General features: G+C 59.9%; 10 protein-coding genes and 1 pseudogene. 4 read left to right on the top strand and 7 right to left on the bottom strand.

All coding sequences use genetic code 11. The features are described from left to right. Positions 1-9: 9 nt before the first annotated feature. The 3 genes from M3087_RS00125 to M3087_RS00115 are packed head-to-tail and all read right to left on the bottom strand — an operon-like array spanning position 10 to position 5986. Complete coding sequence (locus M3087_RS00125; RefSeq protein ID WP_249092904.1) at positions 10-1815, bottom strand: corrinoid protein; 1806 nt, start codon at positions 1813-1815, stop codon at positions 10-12. A gap of 23 nt (positions 1816-1838) precedes the next feature. Next, positions 1839-4091 carry an alpha-xylosidase gene (locus tag M3087_RS00120; protein WP_249092901.1) on the bottom strand — a complete coding sequence of 751 codons (2253 nt, stop codon included), beginning with the start codon at positions 4089-4091 and terminating at the stop codon, positions 1839-1841. Between the two features lie 29 nt (positions 4092-4120). Beyond that, entirely contained in the window at positions 4121-5986 is a 1866-nt protein-coding gene (locus M3087_RS00115; RefSeq protein WP_249092899.1) for a right-handed parallel beta-helix repeat-containing protein, read from the bottom strand. Between the two features lie 208 nt (positions 5987-6194). Between M3087_RS00115 and M3087_RS00110 the strand changes: the two genes are divergently transcribed. Beyond that, positions 6195-8645 (top strand): S9 family peptidase, encoded by a 2451-nt coding sequence (locus M3087_RS00110; protein WP_249092897.1) that lies wholly within the window; start codon positions 6195-6197, stop codon positions 8643-8645. Between the two features lie 47 nt (positions 8646-8692). Then, the gene (thiD, locus tag M3087_RS00105) at positions 8693-9505 is read left to right on the top strand and encodes a bifunctional hydroxymethylpyrimidine kinase/phosphomethylpyrimidine kinase (protein ID WP_106484738.1); all 813 of its coding nucleotides are present in this window, start codon (positions 8693-8695) and stop codon (positions 9503-9505) included. Between the two features lie 135 nt (positions 9506-9640). On the opposite strand, the gene M3087_RS00100 is transcribed toward thiD, so the two are convergent. From M3087_RS00100 to M3087_RS00090, 3 genes are all read right to left on the bottom strand, one after another. Beyond that, positions 9641-10282 carry an MBL fold metallo-hydrolase gene (locus M3087_RS00100; protein ID WP_106484739.1) on the bottom strand — a complete coding sequence of 214 codons (642 nt, stop codon included), beginning with the start codon at positions 10280-10282 and terminating at the stop codon, positions 9641-9643. Between the two features lie 64 nt (positions 10283-10346). Continuing rightward, a complete protein-coding gene (gene rsmG / locus M3087_RS00095; RefSeq protein ID WP_022386090.1) occupies positions 10347-10973 on the bottom strand; it encodes a 16S rRNA (guanine(527)-N(7))-methyltransferase RsmG in 627 nt (208 codons plus the stop codon). 57 nt (positions 10974-11030) lie between these two features. Further along, complete coding sequence (locus tag M3087_RS00090; RefSeq protein ID WP_249092895.1) at positions 11031-11828, bottom strand: RsiV family protein; 798 nt, start codon at positions 11826-11828, stop codon at positions 11031-11033. A 650-nt stretch (positions 11829-12478) separates the two neighbouring features. Here M3087_RS00090 and M3087_RS00085 point away from each other — a divergent pair. After that, complete coding sequence (locus tag M3087_RS00085; RefSeq protein WP_249092893.1) at positions 12479-13294, top strand: DUF6261 family protein; 816 nt, start codon at positions 12479-12481, stop codon at positions 13292-13294. 140 nt (positions 13295-13434) lie between these two features. Here the strand turns inward: M3087_RS00085 and M3087_RS14390 are convergent. After that, positions 13435-14910, bottom strand: a pseudogene (locus M3087_RS14390) (translocation/assembly module TamB domain-containing protein); the annotation flags it as partial. 3197 nt (positions 14911-18107) lie between these two features. Here M3087_RS14390 and M3087_RS00075 point away from each other — a divergent pair. Beyond that, entirely contained in the window at positions 18108-19508 is a 1401-nt protein-coding gene (locus M3087_RS00075; RefSeq protein WP_106484744.1) for a C1 family peptidase, read from the top strand. Positions 19509-19516 lie beyond the last annotated feature (8 nt).

The following is a 19516-nucleotide window of genomic DNA, read 5'->3' as shown; positions in this document are numbered from 1 at the left end:
GGTGCCGCGTCAGGCTACACCCAGCAGCCGTTTGGCAACGGTGACGGCGGAGTTGGCATTGTCGCTGTAGCCGTCGGCGCCAATCTCGTCGGCAAAAGCCTGGTTGACGGGAGCGCCGCCCACCATGATTTTCACCTGGTCGCGGATGCCGGCTGCGCTCACCGCATCGATGACGTCCTTCATGTAGGTCATGGTCGTGGTCAGCAGGGCGCTCATGCAGAGGATGTCGGCATGCTGGTCCTTCACGGCTTGCACAAACTTCTCGGCAGGCACGTCGATGCCGATGTTGATGACCTCGAAGCCGCTGCCTTCCAGCATCGATGCCACGAGGTTCTTGCCGATATCGTGCAGGTCGCCTTTGACCGTACCGATGACCACACGTCCGATGGTGGTCGAGGCACTGCCCTGAAGAAGGGGCTTCAGCAGCTCCAGGGCACCCTTCATGGCACGTCCCGCCATCAGCAGCTGGGGCACGAATGCCTTGCCGTCCTGGAAACGTTGTCCCACTTCGCCCATCGCCTTGATCATGTAGTTGTTGATGATGTCCTGCGGGGGCACTCCCTTCTCGATGGCTTTCCGGGTCACCTCGACAGCCGGTTCCAGCTTGCCGCCGACAATGGCGTCGAACAGCGGCTTCAGCTCTTCATCCTCTTCCCGGGGAGTCTGTACACGGACGGCTTCGCTGTCGGCAGGCTTCTCCTGTTCGGCTGACGGAGCCTGTGCCTCTGTCGGGGTCGAGGACGACTTGCCGCGATACTCCTCGACGATGCGCAGTGCCTGTTCCACCTCCCGTTCGTTGTGGAAGTCCATTTCGAGGTGTACGCCGTCGGCACCGATGTTGTCGAGCAGCGGTTTCAGCTCGTCCAGGGTCACCCAGCTTGCCAGGATGCTCTTGCCGGCGGCGAGGATACGCTTGTAGAGGTCGTACCACTTGGACGACCCGCCTTGCGGCTCACCCACGCCCGGCGTCCACTGGATGGCGTTCAGCTCCTCGATTTCGAGCAGGGCGGGCAGGTGGCGCATGGCGCCTACGCCGTCGAGATGGTAGAGTGTGTAGTCAATCTTCTGGCATTGCTGGCGGATGAAGGGCTGTACGAAACGCCGGTAGTCCGCCTCGCTGATCATCGTGGAGATGTCGCTCTGCAGCTTGGTCATGCGTCCCGGTGCCCACGCCGAGAAGTAGCAGAACGCCATTTCGTCCCCTTCGCGGATGATGTCATACAGCTCGTCGTACACCTGGAAGTAGATGTCATTGATTTGCTGCATCTGGTGTTCCAGCACCTCGGGCTGCATGGCTGTGTCGAGCAGCACCTTGTCGGTGCCCTTGAGGGCGGCCAGCACATCGAGTCCCTCCATCAGGTCGGGCATGCCGACGTAGTAATGTCCCTGTGCCTTCTTCTTGCAGGCACGCAGCAGGTCCTTGTGCAGCTGCCAGGCGGCATTGTTTTCCGGGTAGAACGTGATGTCGTCGGTGAAGTGGGGGTTCGGATGAATCCAGATGGTGTCTTCCCCTCCTTCAAACACGCCTCCCAGGATGGCGGCGAGGGAGCCGGGGCCCAATTGGGTATTTGCCACGGGCAGGATGTCTGCCAGGAGCGAGCTGTGGGCGACATACCAGTCGAGGTATGCGGCACGCCACTCCGGGTCGAACCATTTCTGGTTTAAGTCCTTGGGCGGTTCGGGAGCCGGGACGTCGGCGTGCGGGGTCACTCCTTCCTGGAAGTGCTCCCACATGTTCAACACGATGCCTTTGTGGTTCCACCAGTCCATGTAGTGCTGCTTGGTTTCAGCCATATTCTTTTTCCAAGTTTCCATAATACTCTGCCTTTTTTGAATGTTTATCGAATGGTTTTAAAAATGCCTTTGAATCCGGTGTCGATGACAAGTCCGGTCGTTTTGGTAAGATTCATTTCGTCGGTGCATTCCACATCTTCGGGATAGATGGGGATGACGGCGCCCTCGCGTACGAAGACGGGCATCTCCTCCAGCGGGACCTTGACGCCGTAGAGCCACCGGCCGCCCCGGAGCCTTTCACCGGTGAAGAAGTTCACCCAGTCGCCTTCGGGCAGGTAGATGTCCCGGCAGTCGTCGCTGTTCATGACCGGAGCCACCAGGAAGTCGTCGCCGAAGTAATATTCGTCGTCGATGTGCCAGCAGACGCGGTCTTCCGGATGCTCGAATACCAGCGCACGCAGCACTGCATAGCCGGTCTCCGTGGCTTTGCGGCTCTGCTCCACGAGGTAGGGCAGCAGGCGGTAACGCAGTTTCCACCATTTCTTGACGAGCGGTGCGATGGCGGGGTAGTGCCACGGCTCGCGCTTGTTGGTTCCGTGATAGCGCATGTGGGAAGAGAACACGCCGAACTGTGTCCAGCGCATGTAGACCTTGTCGTCCACGATGGAGTTCATGAAGTTGGGGAGGGTGTGGAAGCCGGGCACATCGTGGCTCCAGAAGGCGAAGCCCGACAGACCGAAGTGCAGGCCGCCCTTCAGCGAACCTGCCATGCCGTCCCAGGAGCTGCATGAGTCGCCTCCCCAGTGCAGCGGGTAGCGTTGGCATCCCGCCCATGCGGCACGTGCCCACACGATTCCGTCGCCCGTCACCTCCTTGGTCACCTCGTAGGCTGCCTTCTGGTAGAGCAGGGCATAGAGGTTGTTGAGCAGTTCGGGCGGCATGCCTTTGTAGCGGGCATCCATGTGTATGTTTTCACCGAAGTCGGTTTTGATGCACGTTACGCCCATCTCGAGGAGGTTCCTCAGCAGACCCTTGTACCAGTTGGTGGCTGCCGGATAAGTGAAGTCGATGGTCCCGGCATAATCGAGGGCGGAGAAGTTGGAGCCTTCAGAGGCTTGCTGCCTGGTCAGGGGAGCGATGTAGTCGTTGCGGCGGGCTTCGTCGATTTGTTCGGCGTCTTCCGCTACATACGGGAGTTGCCACAGCGAAACCCGGTAGCCCTGCTCTTTCAGGCGATGGATGAACGCCTTGGGGTCGGGGAAACGTTCCTCATTGAATTTCCATTCACACAGCCAGTCGGTGCGGAACCATCCCGTGTCGAGGTGGATGACGTCGCACGGGTAATGCTCGGCACGCATCCGGCGGCAAATCTCTTCCACTTCGTCCGCGCTGAAGTAGGTCATGCGGCTCATCCAGATGCCGAAGCTCCAGAGGGGAGGCATGGAGGGATAGCCCGTCAGGTCGCGGTAGCCGCGCAGGATTTCTTCGACGCTGTCTCCCGCGATGAGGAAGACGTCGAGCAGCGCCTGGTCGCTCAGGAATTCCACCGAACGGGTCGAGACGTCAGCCAGCGAGAGCTTGCTGTGGGCACACGTGTGGTAGAAGGTGCCGTAGAGGCGGCTGGAGAGATAGAAGGGGATGTTCTTGTAGGTACGCCGGTTGTTCACGCCTTGTCCGTCCTGGTTCTTCAGGAAGAAGGTGTGTCCGCTCAGGTCCATCTTGGTGAAGCGTTCGCCCGTCCCGGCGAAGCACTCGTCTGCCTTGCATTCGAAGGAGAGGGTGGCGCGCTCCTTGTGTCCTTCGCGGACGCAGTAGGCGAGGGGCAGTCCGTCGTAGCGGGGAGGGGAGAAGTGGTCGTAGGCTGCCAGACGGATTTCGCGTTTCCCGTCAGGGTAGACCGTGAGGTCGAGTGTCTCCTGCGGGGCGGGGAGCAGGTCGCTCCAGTGGTCGAGTACGGGTTCCTTGACGTTGATGCGTGCCCGGCAGATCCCGTCGGAAGAACGGATGACCCATTCTCCCTCTCCGGCTTCCACCTGCAAGGGGAGTTTCTGTACGCGGTCGCTGAACTGGAGCATCTCCGAACGGTCGGTCAGCTCATGCTCGTCGAAACCGCAGAACAGCCGGAGGACCTTGTTGCTGTACTGGCGGAGAATCAATGTGTATGTTTCGCGGGCGACAGCCGTGTCGGCTGCCATGTCGTTCGACAGCATCTGTTTCTGGAAAGGCACGTCCACGCAGACGTCGCCGTCCTTCTCGTAGACGGCAGTCGGCTTGCAGGCTTTCCACAGCGATTCGTCCCTTGACAGGTCAAGGTCGAAGTCCATGAAGTCGAACAGGTGATAGTTGGTTGGTTTCATAAATGTAGGGTTGTTTGCTGATACGGTTGTTAGCGGGTTGTTGCCGGGGTTCCGGCGGAGGTCCTGCGTCCGGCTTTCATCTTGATGCCTTCATCCACCGACGGACCGTTGGTCTTCCAGACGTTGTGCGGACCGGGCTGGTTGGAGTCGAAGCGTTCCTCGGGGCACCAGTTGTCGGCAACGGTATATCCGTCGGTCGCCTCGTCGAAGTAGATGTAGAAGGCGCGGTCGTTGGTGGCGTACGGCGCATCGGTCAGGTGCTCGATGCGGTTGCCGCACATCCGCGAGCCGGGCTGGTAGGACAACGTGTAGAGTCCGCCGGCATCATACAGCCTGCGGGCGAAGTGGTGCACGTAGTTGTTCTCGATGAGGTTGTTCTTCATGCCGCTTTCACGCAGTGTCCATCCCCAACCGACGCAGATGCCGGAGTAGTTGACGTGGGACACCTCGTTGTGGGCAATGACCACGTCGTTCACATAGCCGGCACCGATGCCCACGCAGCCCCAGTCTTCGTTGGTCACTTCGGTGATGAGGTTGTCGGTCACGGTGAGGTGGGAGCAGAGCTCGTCGGCGTTGACCGGCTTGAACGGGACATGTGTCTCGAAGCCTCCGTCGGGAAACGCTCCCATGAGCAGGGCTGTCCCGCCGATGTCCGTGAACAGGCTTTGGCTGACGGACGAGTGGTGGACCGCCCATTCATAATCCAGTCCCGTCGCTCCCAGGTGACGGAAGGTGCACCGTTCGAACCGGATGTCGTGGGCACCGCGTACCCGGATGGCAGCTTCGGGACGTGCCACCCACGCCTGGTTTTCCAGCGAAGCCTTTTCCGGCAGTCCCGGGACTGCCAGCTTGTAGGCATCCAGCAGACGGAGTCCGCCCTGGAGGGTGACGTGCCCTTCCCGTGAAGGACGGTTCCAGGCGGTATGTTCGAAGCGGATGTTTTCAAATGTCAGGTGATGCACCGGGCGTTCCAGCGAACCGTCCACCCGCATCAAGGATTCCAGGGCGGGCGCGACGGCTGCGACGCGGGTCATGTCTTCCCCCGGACGGGGATAATAGTAGATTTTCCCGGACGGATAAGCCTGGAACCATTCGCCGGGCTCGTCGAGCAGCGCGAGGTCGTTCACCAGGCAGAAGGAGGAGTTCCCCTTCTCTCCGCCGATGACCGGCTGCGGCCACGGATGGGCAAACTCCAGCCGACTCTCGGGATTATGGAAACGGACGATGGTCGAATCGCCCTGCACATCCAGACTGCGGACGCGCAGGATGGCAATCGCCCAACGTTGGTGGACGATCATCTCCAGCTGGTCGGCTGCGGACGGGTCCGGCAGGTCGGGCGTCGGGATGGTGATGGTCTCGCGGACGGGATCGAAGGCGTACATGCGCTCCATCACCCCGTCGGCGAACTGCGACGCACGCTGTGCCTTCCGTCCGTTGACCCAGAATTGGCGGAACTCCAGGTGACGGTTGCCCACGACAGGCGCGTCGGCTACCCACACCTTGCCGCGGACAGCCAGAGGCAGACGGGCGGCTTCACCGGCAGCTACCGGACGCCAGCCTTCCACCTGCACGCCGCCGCTGATGACGGCGTCCCCCTCGCCACGCACGATGGTCGGGCTGTCGGCCGTTCCGCTGTCTTCGGGACGGATGAACAGGGGTTCGGACTGAGGATAGACACCCTCGGCAAGGTGGATGCAGATGCCGCCCTCCGCTTCGGGCATGCGCAGACGGCGCCATTCGCGTGCCTGCTTCACGGCTTGTGCCACGGTACGCAGTGGAGCTTCGCGCGTCCCCGAATGGTTGTCATTGCCGGCGGGAGATACCCAGATGTCGCCTGCCTGTGCCACGGAGCTGCATGACAGGCACAATGCCAGCATGTAGAAAAATCTTTTCATGATAGGAATGTTGTGTTTTCGAGACTTCATAGTCTTAGATGGCGACAAACTTACACAATTCTTCCGTAATAAACGAATAAATTGTACAAATCTCTGCAATCGCCTTTCGCCTTGATGGCTTTGGTTTACGGATGAATGTCCCGTGCGTTTGTAGATAATTATTTATTGCTTAGTTTTGCATCTGTTTTTCTAAACACACAACTCGACTATGAAGAAAGGAATCATCGTGGGATGCGCCCTTTGTCTGGGAGCACTCTCATCAAACGCCGGGAATGTCGACGTGAAGACATTCCGGTATGCAGGACCCTACGTGGTGCAGAAGCCCTTCATGACCGATTCTGCGAACGTGGGCGGGAAGCTCTTCCACGAGGAGGACCTCCTGCAGAGTACCTTGTCGCTCGACGCCTTGCGCTCGGGCAAATCGCTCGAAGGCGGCGTGTTGCTTCACACCGCAGGCTATGCCCTGCACCTCGCCGGCTTCACGGTGGACAACACCCGCTTTGCCAAGGGACGCCTCACCGTGCGGGGCGTCAAGCACTACACCGTCTATATCGACGGCAAGGAGCACAAGGGGGAGGAGGTGAGTCTCGAACCTGCCACTCACCGCATCGTCATCAAGTGCCTCACCCAGCCCAATACCGACGACACGCTCTCGGTCTCGCTGGAGAGTGCACAGGAGGACATCTTCCGGCTCAACGAAACGGGGAAGCGCGCCTACACGCTGGCGGACGTGCTCAACGGCACACGGTTCAGCGGCATCAGCCTGTCGCCTGACGGACGCTACCTCATCACCGCCTACACCACGACGCACGACGACACCTCGAAGAGCCGTCTGTTCCGTGTGACGGAGACTGCCACCGGAAAGACCGTCGCCGAGACCGACCGCAACATCAGCTGGATGCCCAAGGGCAGCCGTTACTATTATATAAGGAAGAATGTCAGCGGGAACGACCTCGTGACCGTCGATGCCCGTGACCTGAGTGAAACGGTGCTCGCCTCCGGCATTCCGGACGGAGCGTTCGAGGTTGCGCCCTCCGAGGACTATCTGCTCTATACACTGACCGACGAGGGACCGAAGGAGCCGGAAGACATCCGTCGCATCCTGGAACCCGACGACCGGCAGCCGGGATGGCGCAACCGCAGCTACCTCGCCCGCTACGACCTGCAGAGCGGACTCCTGCAACGCCTGACCTACGGCTACCGCAGTGCCTACTTCAGCGGCTTCTCTGCTGACGGCAGGGAGATTGTCTTCTCCGTCGGCAGGCAGCGCATCACCCAGCGGCCCTTCAACCTGACGTCGGTCTACCGCATGGACGTGCAGACCCTCCGGGTGGACACGTTGCTCGCCGACGAAGGCTTCCTCTCCGGCTGCATCCTTTCACCGGACGGCAAGCAGTTGCTCGTCACCGGCTCGGGCGACGCGTTCGGAGGCATCGGGCTGAACATCCGCGAAGGGCAGAAGTCCAGCTACTACGACAACCAGCTTTTCCTCTACGACCTTGCCTCGCGGAAGGCACGGGCACTGACCCGGGACTTCGACCCCAGCGTGTCAACGACCTTCTGGAACAAGGCGGACGGGCGCGTCTACTTTACGGCGAACGACCGGGATTGCGTGAGCCTCTACCGCATGCAGTTGCCCGGCGGACGCATCGACAAGCTTGCCGCGGGCGAGGAAGTGGTGAAGCGTTTCTGCCTGGCAGCGGAAGCACCCCTGATGGCGTATTACGGCGAGAGCGCCTGCAACGGAGGACGCCTCTACACCTTTGACCTGAAAGGCAGCAAGCCCGTCCTGCGCGAAGACCTGGGCAGCCGGCTCACCGACGGCGTCCGCCTGGGCGAATGTCACGCCTGGAACTTCCGCAACTCCCGCGGGGACAGCATCTGCGGACGCTTCTACCTCCCGCCCGGCTTTGATGCCAGCAAGAAGTATCCCCTCATCGTCAACTACTACGGCGGATGCACACCCATCGACCGCTCCTTCGAAAGCCGCTATCCGCTCCACGCGTATGCCGCCTTGGGCTACGTGGTCTACGTCGTAGAGCCCAGCGGGGCGATTGGCTTCGGTCAGGAATTCTCTGCACGCCATGTCAATGCGTGGGGCGATTACACCGCCGACGACATCATCGAGGGCACGCGCCGATTCTGCGAGACGCACCCCTTTGTCGACGCGAAGAAGGTCGGCTGCATCGGCGCTTCCTACGGCGGCTTCATGACCCAGTACCTCCAGACCAAGACAGACCTCTTTGCCGCAGCGGTCTCCCACGCCGGCATCAGCAACGTCACCAGCTATTGGGGCGAAGGCTACTGGGGATACTCCTACAGCGAGGCGGCGTCGGCTGACAGTTATCCCTGGAACAACGAGGAGCTGTACACCGGGCACAGCCCGCTTTTCCATGCCGACAAGATACACACCCCGCTGCTCTTCCTGCACGGGACGGCGGACACCAACGTCCCCATCGGAGAGAGCATCCAGATGTTCACCGCCCTCAAGCTGCTCGGACGGGAGACCGCGTTTGTCACCATCGACGGCGAGAACCACCTCATCACCGATTACCGCAAGCGCATCCTCTGGCAGAACACCATCTTCGCCTGGTTCGCGAAGTACCTGCAGGGCGATTCCACCTGGTGGAACACGCTTTATCCCGAACGGAAGATGTGAGCCCCGCCTGCTTGTCAACTTGTTCCCTCCCTAAACTTTATAACTCAATGAACGAATATCCCAAAGTCCTGGCAATTGCCGGCAGCGAGCCCATGGGCAGCGCCGGTGTCCAGGCAGACATCAAGGCAATCTCTGCCTGCGGAAGCTATGCCGCCGGTGCACTGACCTGCATCGTCAACGAGGACACCACCCGTGTCAAGGAAGTCTATCCCCTGCCTGTCGCGCTTGTCATCGGGCAGGTGCGCTCGTTTCTCGACGATGTACGCGCCACCGCCATCAAGACCGGCATGCTCTTCACCGAAGAACTCGTACGCGAACTTGGCAGCACCCTGCGTGACTACCGCGGCATCCCGCTTGTGGTCGATCCCGTCATGGTCGACTCCGGCGGCACCCCGCTCATCCGTCGCGAGGCAATCGATGCCTACAAGGACAGCCTTTTCCCCCTTGCGACGATTATCACCCCGAACTTCCGCGAGGCAAACCTCCTGCTGGATCACACGTTCGATGCCGCTTCACCCGAAGCCGACATCCGCGCACTCTGCCGCTGGGGCAATGCCGCCATCGTGAAGTCCGTCCCCCATCCCGAGGGGCTCATGGACGTGTTCTACAGCGAGGCGACCGGCATGCGCACCTTCGTCAAGGAGAAAGTCGACACGCGCAACGTCAACGGCACCGGCTGCTCCTTCTCCTCGTCCATCGCCGCCTTCCTGTCGCAGAAATACACCCTGGAGGACGCCGTGACACTCGCCGAAGACTACATCGACGGCGCTATCCACCGCGGCGCCACGTACCGGTTCGGGACCGGCTTCGGACCCGTCGCCCATTTTTACCGCCTCTGGCGCAAGGGCGACAAACGCTGACCCTCCGTCCCTGCAAACAGCACGCGGGTGGCGCGCTTCCCGTTCCTTTTCTCCGGAACAGGGAAGACGCGCCACCCGCGTTGTCGTTTTGCTTTGTCTGCCGGGCGCACGGGGCGCTCACGGCGTTGGGTCCGCTCAGCGGAGGTAGATGTTGTACTTCTTCTCCTCGCCGATGGTCGAGGCGGGTCCGTGTCCCGAGTAGATGCGTGTCTCGTCGGGCAGGGGGAGCAACTTCCGCCGGATGCCGTCCAGCAGCAGCTCCTCGCCTCCGCCGCCCAGGTCCGTCCGTCCGATACTGAAACGGAACAGCACGTCGCCCGTGAACAGGACATGCTCCTCGGCACAGTAGAAGCACAGCGACCCCAGGGAATGTCCCGGCACGTGGAAGATGGTGAATGCATGGTTTCCGAACTTCACCACATCCCCCTCGTCGAGGTATCCCTTCAGCGGGACGGGCGGTTCGCACTCCATGATGCCGAACGAGCGGATGCGGTCCGTCAGCTGGTCCAGCCAGGGCTGGTCTGCCCGGTGCGCCTCGGCGCCGATGCCGTAGGTTTCCCAGATAAAGCGGTTCCCGAACACATGGTCGAAGTGCAGGTGCGTGTCAATCAGTCGCACGATGCGCAGCCCGTTCGCCTGGATGAAGCGCTTGAACTCCTCCTTCTCCGAGTCGTAATAACAGCCGCAATCGATGACGACGGCTTCCTTCGTTTCGTCCCACACCACATACGTGTTCTCCGGGAGCATATTGAATTCAAAAGTCTTGATGTTTAACATGAGCCTGTGTGTTTTAAGTCGGTAATTGCTTGATGAGGCACGTCGGCGGTCTGCCGGAGCGCCGTCAACGGTCGATGGACACGAACACCACCTTCTTCGTCTGAAAATACTCCTCCTCGAACCAGGTGCTCAGGTCGCACTGCTCCATGCGGTGCTTGAAGGGCATGACCTCGTGCTGCAGCTCGCCGCCCTTGAGGCAGATGAGCCCGTTGGGATAGGCGTTCCGCTGCTCGCGGGCGATGTTCTTCGTGACAATCTTCACCAGGTCGGCAAGGGGCATCACGGCACGGCTGACCACGAAGTCGAACAGCTCGCGTTCCTCCTCCGCACGGCAGTGGCGCAGGGTCACGTTCTCCAGGTGGATGGCGGACGCCACTTCCGTGGCTACCCGAATCTTCTTCCCGATGCTGTCCACCAGGTGGAAGTGGCATTCGGGGAAAAGGATGGCGAGCGGGATTCCGGGGAAGCCGCCGCCCGTCCCCAGGTCCATGATACGGGTGCCGGGACGGAAATGAATCATTTTGGCAATGGCGAGTGAGTGGAGCACGTGGTGCTCGTACAGGTTGCCGATGTCCTTGCGCGAGATGACGTTGATTTTCGCGTTCCAGTCGGTGTAGAGGTCATAGAGCGCCCCGAACTGCTCCTTCTGGCGGTCGGTGAGCTGGGGGAAATATTTCAAGATGATGTCCATGATTGTTTGAGTTGGCAAGTTTTATGGGTGACAAGGTTTACAGCCGGACGGAGTCGGTTACTTCTTCTCCAGGTCCTTCACGGCTTCGTAGGGAATCGTCAGTTCGGTCGGTCCTGCGGCGTAGGGGGCAATCTCGTAGGCATTGTAGTAGAAGCGGATGCCCTCGGGGGCGAGCAGGAAGTTCTTCGACGGATACATCTCGGTCCACGTCAGGAAGCCGTTGTCATGCAGTTCGTCGAGCGTCTTCACGCCGAGCTTCTCCTCCAGTGCCGTGAGCAGGATGTGCGTCAGGGGCTCCTGGTAATCCGGTGCGAACACGTCGTCGAGCGTGAGGAGCTGTCCCGTGGAGGGCACGAAGTTCATGTAGCTGATGGTGTGGCTGCCGTGTGCGCCGCCTTCGTAGCAGATGAGTTCCAGCTGATAGCCCTGCAGGCTGTCGCGTGCCGGGACGAAGCTGCCCCTGAGCTCATATTCGTAGTTGTACCATCCGCCGACCTCTCCCTTGCGCTTCTCTTTCTCATAGAAAGGCTCCAGCTCCTTGTGGTAGCGGGCGATGTAGCTGTTGGCGAACGAGTCGGCAGCGGCGGGGAGGGTGACTCCCGTATAGTCGAACGCAGCGTGGGCGACTGCCTCGTTGATGAGGCGGTTGATGCTGTCGTCCGGAGTGGCGTACGCCAGGTTGATGCGCAAGTCGCAGGCAGGTGAGAGGCTGTCGCCCTGAATGAGGCGTTCGGTGGTGTTGATGACAATCGAATCCACACCCCTTTCGACGGGGGCGACCTGGTGCTGGCATCCGGCGAAGAATACGCTCATGCCTGCACCTATCATACATACAGCAAACAAGTTCTTTTTCATAACTTCATAGAATTTTTTTGGTATCAGGTGCAAAAGTAGCGATAATCTTTGGATTCCCGGGAGTCCTTGTCCCTTGCGGGCATTGTTTCTTGTCTATTTTCTTTCCCGGTGGGTTTCGCGGACGCCGTTTTTCCGTTTCCCCGTGCGGTTCGGGGCTGTTTTCAGCGGAAGTCAGGCTCACCGGGAACGACGCGGGGTTACATACAGTGTATATTTCGTGTTGCGGACGTGTTTTGCATTACATACAGTGTATATTTTGTGTTGCAGATGTGTTTGGCGTTACCTACAGTGTATATTTCATGTTGCGGATGTGTTTAGCATTACATACAGTGTATATTCTGTATTGCAGATGTGTTTGGCGTTACATACAGTGTATATTTTGTGTTGCGGATGTGTTTAGCGTTACATACAGTGTATATTTTGTCTCGTCGGTCGGTTTGAAGGAAAAAACGGACGTCAGCGTCCGGAAAACGAGGTGGGAGGAAGCATCGAATGCCGTTTGAAGGGTGTTCGAAGGCTGTTTGAAGCGATTGTGCGTGGGGCGGGGCACTTTTCCACCGACGGAAGCCCGTTGTCGGGGCTTTTTGCTTACATTCGTACTTTCGAAGGAAAGGATAGGAAACCTGACCTGTTGTTTCACCTAAAAAAGTATGGAAGGAATGAAAGAGATTAAGGCTATCAGCCTGGAACGGATGAACAACGGTGCGCATTACCTCTACATGAGCACCATGCTGTCGCGTGCCGAGAGTCACGGGAAGCTCCCGGTCAAGGCGGCGGAGCCATTGGCTGCCCTGCGGACGGCTGTCGAGGAGGAGGACCGGTGTCTGGCTGTTTCGCGGAAGAGTCTGCTGACGGATGACATCCGGAAGGCGGACCACGAGCGCGACGTGCTGTTCGGTGCGTACCGGAATGCAGTCCGCAGTTACCTCAGCCTGCCGGAGGGGAAGTTGTCGCAGGCGGCAAGGGAGTTGGACCAGCATCTGACGGATTATCGGATTGACCCGCGGGAGCAGCTGGACAAGGAGACGGGTCTGCTGGTGAATTTTCTTGCCGACCTGGAGACCCGCTATGCCGGGCAGGTCGCCACGCTGTCGTTGTCGCCTTTTGTCACGGGGCTGAAGGAGGTCAACGAGCGTCTGCGTCGGCTGACCAGGGACCGCACGTATGAGCGGATGACGCTGGAGCCGGGGGCACTCGCCCGGGCGCGTAAGGCGTCGGATGCGGCGTACCGTCTGCTGGTGAGGTGGGTCAACGCGCTCGCCCTGCTGGACAACGAGGCGGATTACGCGGAATTCATCGACTATGTGAACACGGAGGTGGTGCACTACAAGCGCGAGGTGCTCGGGCAGCGGGCGAAGGCGCCGTCGGCGTCGGCTGAACAACCGGACGGGCGGACGGAGGCGGGGGAAACGCCGGCTCACCCGTCGGCTGAACAAGACAATACGGACGTGGATGACGGAATCTGACGTCCGCTGAACAAAAGGCGGAGTCAGACAGACGGCAGACAGGCGGACCATCCGGAAGGGAGGATGCAGAGGGGCATCTCCTGCGGGCGGTCCGCCTGTCTGCCGTCATGTGTGCCGGCGAGGGAAGGAACGGCGGGCGGTCAGAAGTCCCACGACAGTTTCTTCCGGCGTGCCTTCCGGCGCTTCTTCGCCTTCTTCTTCTGTTTGGCGGACGGGACGGTGTCGGTGCGCAGACTGTCGGCGACGGGGCGGCGGACGGTGCGGTGGAAGAGTTCCTTCCAGTGACCGAAGTCCCGCTTGAAGAGCAAGCCGATGCCCTGTGTGGTGAGGGTGGTCTTGGCGAAGTAGCGGTCGTTGGTCTGGTTGTAGCCCTTCAGGCGGATGTCGCCCGAGGGGGTGAGGAGCCACTGGACGTCGAAGTCGCCCACGAAGTTGGTGTTGGCGAGCTGGTTGTCGCGGTAGCCGAAGTTGCCGTTGATGAGGAGGCGGTTGTTCAGGAGGCGTCCGGAGAGCATGCCCTCGACTTCCATGTCCGTCCAGCCCTTGTCGCCCGTGCTGAGGTTGGTGCCGAAGTTCCACTGGCTGCTGTTGATGATGTGGGAGAGCATGTTGTTGAGCTGTCCCGACAGGGTCGACGAGAGGAGGGAGTTCATGGCTGACGACTGGGTGCCGTTGTCGACGTTGGCGTTGGAGTAGTCGTAGGTGTAGAAGCGGCCGATGCCCAGGAGGTAGATGATTTGCATCTCCATCTGCTCGTCGGTGCTGATGTAGCTCTTCACCAGTTCGCGTTCTTCCTCGCTGACGTTGGGCAGCTCGAGGTCGAAGTGCAGGTTGGGCGTGGCGAGCTTGCCGGTGAGGTTGAGCTGGCAGTTGACCTTGGCGGTGTTCTGCGTGAAGGCGGCGTTGGGCGCAAGGTCTTTCAGGGACGCCGAGTTGACGGTGTAGACGGCTTGCAGGTTGATGTCGCCGTTCTCGGGCCGTCCGCTGAAGGTGATGCTGCCGCCGGGCTGGAGGAGGAAGTCCTTGCGGATGACTTCCTGGAGGCTGAGCTTGTAGAGCCCGTGGTCGAGGGTGTAGGTGCCGTAGAGCTTGAACTCGCCCTTGTTGTAGTAGCTTGCCTGGAAGTTGCCGCTGCCCTGCGCGTTGGCGTAGTCGCCCGACAGGGGGTCCATGATGACCTTGATGGTGGCGTCGGGGGTGACGTCCAGCTGGGCGTTGATGTGGATGTCGGACGTGCCTTCGTCCTCCTCTTCGTCGGTCTCTTCGGACACGGGGTGGCGGAAGGGGTCGGGGATGGAGTCGTTCTCCCACTTGGCGTGGGGAGTCTTGTCGACGAAGGTGATGAACTCGTTGCTGGCTATTTCTTCGGGCGTCCCGAGGTTGTAGACGAAGGTGGTGTTCTTGCCGGTGCGCAGGTTGGTGTTCACGTTCAGGCTGCTGTCGTCGCCCTGCAGGGTGGTGATGCCGGTGCCGTAGATGCTGCCGTAGATGAGGGCATCCTCGCTCTCGGGTGCGTTGTAGAGCAGCATGTTGTCGGTGTCGAAGGTGAAGCGGTAGCGCAGGTTGCGCAGGTGGTCGTGCGCGAGGGTGCCTTCCACCTGTCCGGTGTGCCCGTCCTTGTCCGTCATGCGTGCCTGACGGAATTCGATGGAGCCGGGAAGGAGACTGACGGAGTCGAGCTGCAGGTCGTAGGCGGCGTTGAGTACACCGACGTCGACGCGGGCGTTGCCGGAGGCGTTGCCTTCGAGATTCAGGTTGGCGAAGGGTCCGTGCAGGCGTATGTCGCCCGTGACGCGTCCCGACAGGTGGCGGAACACGCTCGCGGTGTACATGTTGAGGAACTCCAGGTTGGTGCTGTCGGCGGTGATGTGGAGGTCCAGCCCCGCCTTGGGTGGGGAGACCCAACCCTTCACCGTGGTGCGGGCACGGCGGGAGGCGTCGCGGATGTCGGCATCGAGATGGATGTCGCCCTCCTCGGCGTTCCACAGTCCGCGAATCTTCATGTCGCCCATGTAGCCGTGGTTGAAGGTGAAGTCGCGGATGCGGAGGTCGGCGTCGAGCGCGGGGCTCTTCATCGCCTGCGTCACGACTGCCTTTCCGCTGGCGAACCCGCGGAAGTCGACGGGATGGAACTGGATGATGTCGAAGATGTACTCCAGGCGGATGTCATTGAGGTCGACACGGACGGCGTCGTGCTCGTTTTCGGTCAGCTTGCCGTCGATGTGGATGTGCTGCGGCCCGTGTTCAAAGCGGAAGTCGTTGACGACGACCCGTCCGGAGTCGATGTCGATGACCGACGGGCGGAGTGTCCAGGTGGTGTCGTTGATGATGATGTCCGAGGGGAGAATCTCGATGCGTGCGCTCGGGTTGTCGTGCTTCGTGTCCCGCTGACGGAAGCGTGTCACGGTGGCGAACTCGCCGCTGTAGGTGCGCTCGGTATTGTTGCCCCAGTGGAAGAAGGTCTTGAGTTCGTTGTCGCGTGCCTCGGCTTTCAGCGAGAGGTTCAGCATGGAGTTGCCCTGCATCTGTTGCGTGAGCCGCACCAATGCCTGCAGCCGGTCCTGCGGATTGTCGATGAGCACCATGCCCGACTCGTAACGCTTGCCCTTGTAGCTGAAGGCAGGGAAATAGCCTTCGACTTTCACCTGGTTGTTGCGTTCGTGGAAGTATCCCTTGATGGTGGCGGGCATGCGGACGTCGAGCGGGACGCGGAACATCTTCTCCAGCATCTCGGTGTCCGTCAGACGGAGTGAGAAGCTCAGCCGGTTGTTGCCGGGCTCCGTGTCGGTGTTCTTGCGGATGAACAGGGGCAGGTAGTTGCCGAGCATCCGTGTGAAGCCCCGCGGCAGGTCGGCGAAGGTGAAGTGTCCGTGTCCCTCGCCGTTGAGGAAGTCGGAGTCGATGTGAATCTCCCGTTCCTTCTGCTCATTGGGGTAGGAGCTGACGGTGAAGTGGTGCAGGACGTAGTTGCCTTCCGGTGAACGGAAGTGCAGGCTGTCGACGTGTATGTTTCCCGTGAAGTTGTCGAAGGTGTTTCCTGTGAAGTTGGTACGGATGCGTGCGGAGAGTTCGCAGCCGGGATACTTGTCCGTCAGCCCCAGGCGGTCCGGCCGCAGGTGGTCGAGGGAGGCGAGGAGGTTGAACTCGGGGATGGATTTCGTCGGGTTGAAGTCCCCGCTGACGGCGAGGCTCCCGTCGGCATCCTCCAGGTTGAGGAAGCCCCGGTAGTAGCCTTCGCGGTAGTTCACGTTGAGGTGGATGTCGCCGTAGCTGTGTCCCTTGTATTCCACGAGGGGCAGGTGTCCCGTCACGTTCAGTGCCGGGTAACTGCTGCCGGTCTGCTGTCCCTTGACCTCGACGTTCAGCGAGACGCGCCCCAGGTCCGGTTGGGCAAGGAGGCTTCCGAGTTGGAATCCCTCGGTGAGGAGTTGCCCGTGGAAGGTCTTCTGCTGTCCGTCCAGTCCCAGGTGCAGGTTGGTGTCCAGTTCGCCTGCCGCGCTCCGGATGAGTCCCTGGAGCTGCAAATCCTTGAGCATGCCCCGTGCGCTGCCCTGGAAGGAGAGATAGCCCAGCCTCGTGAGCAGCGGATGGATGGTCTCCATGCCCAGGTTCTGCGTCAGGAAGTGGAAGCCGGTGCTGGTGACGTTCAGTTCCGGCAAGGTGCAGTCGAAGAACCGGCGCGACGGCTCGAACGGGTTGCGCACGCGGCAATGCAGGCGCAGGCGGACGTCGTTGTTGTCGGAACGTATCTGCAGGTGGCTGAGGGTGACCTCCTTCTCATTGCCCTGTATGCCTGCCTGCACCCACAGCGGGTCGTTGAAGGACGCGAGGGCGGGCACGAAGCATTGCAGGTCGCTCAGCGTGACGGACGAGCGTCCGATGCCGCCCCTGACACGCATCGTCTTCCACGGCTCCCGGGCGCCGGAGTCGTAGGCAGCCTCCAGCGTGTCGAGCCGCAGGAGTGTGCCCGGCATCTGCAAGGCAAAGCGCGAGAGCGTCAGGTGACGCGGATTGGCGACCAGCTTGAAGGCAAGGTTCTCCAGCGTGAGCCCGGAGTGTTCCCGGAAGCTGAGGTGGCGTATGGTGGTGTTGATGGAGTCGTTGCGGAGCGCCTTGAGCGAGATGTTCGCCCGGAGGTCTTCGAGTGCGAGGTGCCGGGCGTTGAACCGTCCGGGAGTCTCCTCTGCAGACGCCAGGTTGTAGGTGATGCGTCCGTGGCGGATGAGCAAGGCGTTGATGCGGAGGCTCAGGTCGCTCCCCGACGAAGGTTCGTCGGACGAGAAGGCGTCGATAAGGAACTGGTAGTTGGGGACGGCGGCAGAGTCGCGCCTGGCAAGGTTGAGGTGCATGTTGTGCAGCTGCACGTTGTTGATGACGATGTCTCCCTGCAGCAAGGCGCGCAAGTCGAACTTGGCAGAGACGCGGTCCGCCTTCAGGAGGACGTTGCCCTCGCGGTCTTCGATGCTGACATTGTCGATGATGGCGCGGTTGACCAGCCCGACGTCGACGTTGCCCACAAAGACCTCCGTCTGCAGGAGTTTGCTCAATTCTTTTGATACCCATACGGACAGATGCTGCTGGACATAGGGGATGTTCAGCAGGAGTATCAGGGCTGCATAGAGGCAGAGTATGCCGGTGATGCAGATGCGCGCGATGTTGCTAAGTCGTTTGATAAGTCGTCTGTCTTTTTCGTTTGAGGAGCAAAAATACGAATTCTCGCGTCTTGCCGCGGAAAAAGAGCGTAAAAGATTGTTGCAGGCTCAAGATTCTTTTTTAAGTTTGCGACAAATATCTTTTAAAATTCTTTCAATCTATGAAGAAATCTATCCTTTCAGTCTGCTTAATGACCCTGGCATGGGGCGGATTGCAGGCACAGCAGCAGGGAGGCATCTCTGAAGACATGTTGCGCGAAATCAGAAAAGCGTACAAAGGTACGGCAGCCGACAAGGCTTTGCTGAACGCCATTACAGCCAATGACATCCGTGTGTTGGCATTGAATCACGAGAATGCAGCGGACTTTGACACGTATTTCAGTGACAAGGTCCTGTCGCGTGGCATCACCGACCAGAAATCATCGGGCCGCTGCTGGCTGTTCACGGGATTGAACGTGATGCGTGCCAAAATGATTGCCAAGTATGACCTCCCTTCGTTGGAATTCTCGCAGAGCTACGGTTTCTTCTGGGATCAGCTGGAGAAGTCGAACCTTTTCCTGCAGGGCATCATCGATACGGCAGACCGTCCGATGGACGACCGCATGGTGGAGCATCTCTTCAAGAATCCGTTGAGCGACGGCGGACAGTTCACCGGTGTCATGGATATCGTGATGAAATACGGTGTCGTGCCCAAGGGAGTAATGCCGGAGACCTTCAGCAGCGAGAACACGGCACAGATGGCAAACTTCATCAAGCTGAAGCTGCGTGAGTTCGGTCTGCAGTTGCGCGATCAGGCGGCAAAAGGCGCCAAAGCCAAGCAATTGGAACAGAGCAAGACGGAGATGCTGGGAACCATCTACCGCATGTTGGTACTCACGCTGGGCGAGCCTGTCACCGAGTTCCAGTGGGTGATGCGCGACGCCGACGGCAAGCCGCGCGGTGAGATGAAGACCTATACGCCGCAATCCTTCTTCAAGGAATTCATCAACGAAGACTATGTGAACGACTACATCATGGTGATGAACGACCCGTCACGCCCCTACTGGAAGGTGTATGAAATCGACTACGACCGGCATGCCTACGACGGCCACAACTGGTTGTACGTCAATCTGCCGATGGATGAAATCAAGCCGATGGCGATTGCCTCCATCAAGGACAGCACGATGATGTACTTCTCCTGCGATGTGGGCAAGTTCCTCAACCAGAAACGCGGCTTGCTCGACCTGCGCAACTACGATTACGATTCGCTCTTCGGCACCACGTTCGGCATGGACAAGAAGCAACGCATCCAAACCTTCGCCAGCGGTTCGACGCATGCCATGACCCTGATGGCGGTAGACCTGGACGCCAATGGCAAGCCCAAGAAATGGATGGTGGAGAACAGCTGGGGACAGGTGGGATACAAAGGCCATCTCATCATGACCGACCAATGGTTTGATGAATACATGTTCCGCTTGGCTGTCAACAAGAAGTATGTTCCTGCCAAGGTGCTGGAATTGCTTGAGAAGGAGAAACCCGTCCGCCTGCCCGCCTGGGATCCAATGTTTGCGGATGAGGAATAAGTGACGAT

Origin of the sequence: Mediterranea sp. ET5, assembly GCF_023337025.1 — a bacterium.
Taxonomy (GTDB): domain Bacteria; phylum Bacteroidota; class Bacteroidia; order Bacteroidales; family Bacteroidaceae; genus Phocaeicola_A.
The sequence above is the reverse complement of the archived record's forward strand: the minus strand, read 5'-3'. Positions and strand labels throughout refer to the sequence as shown.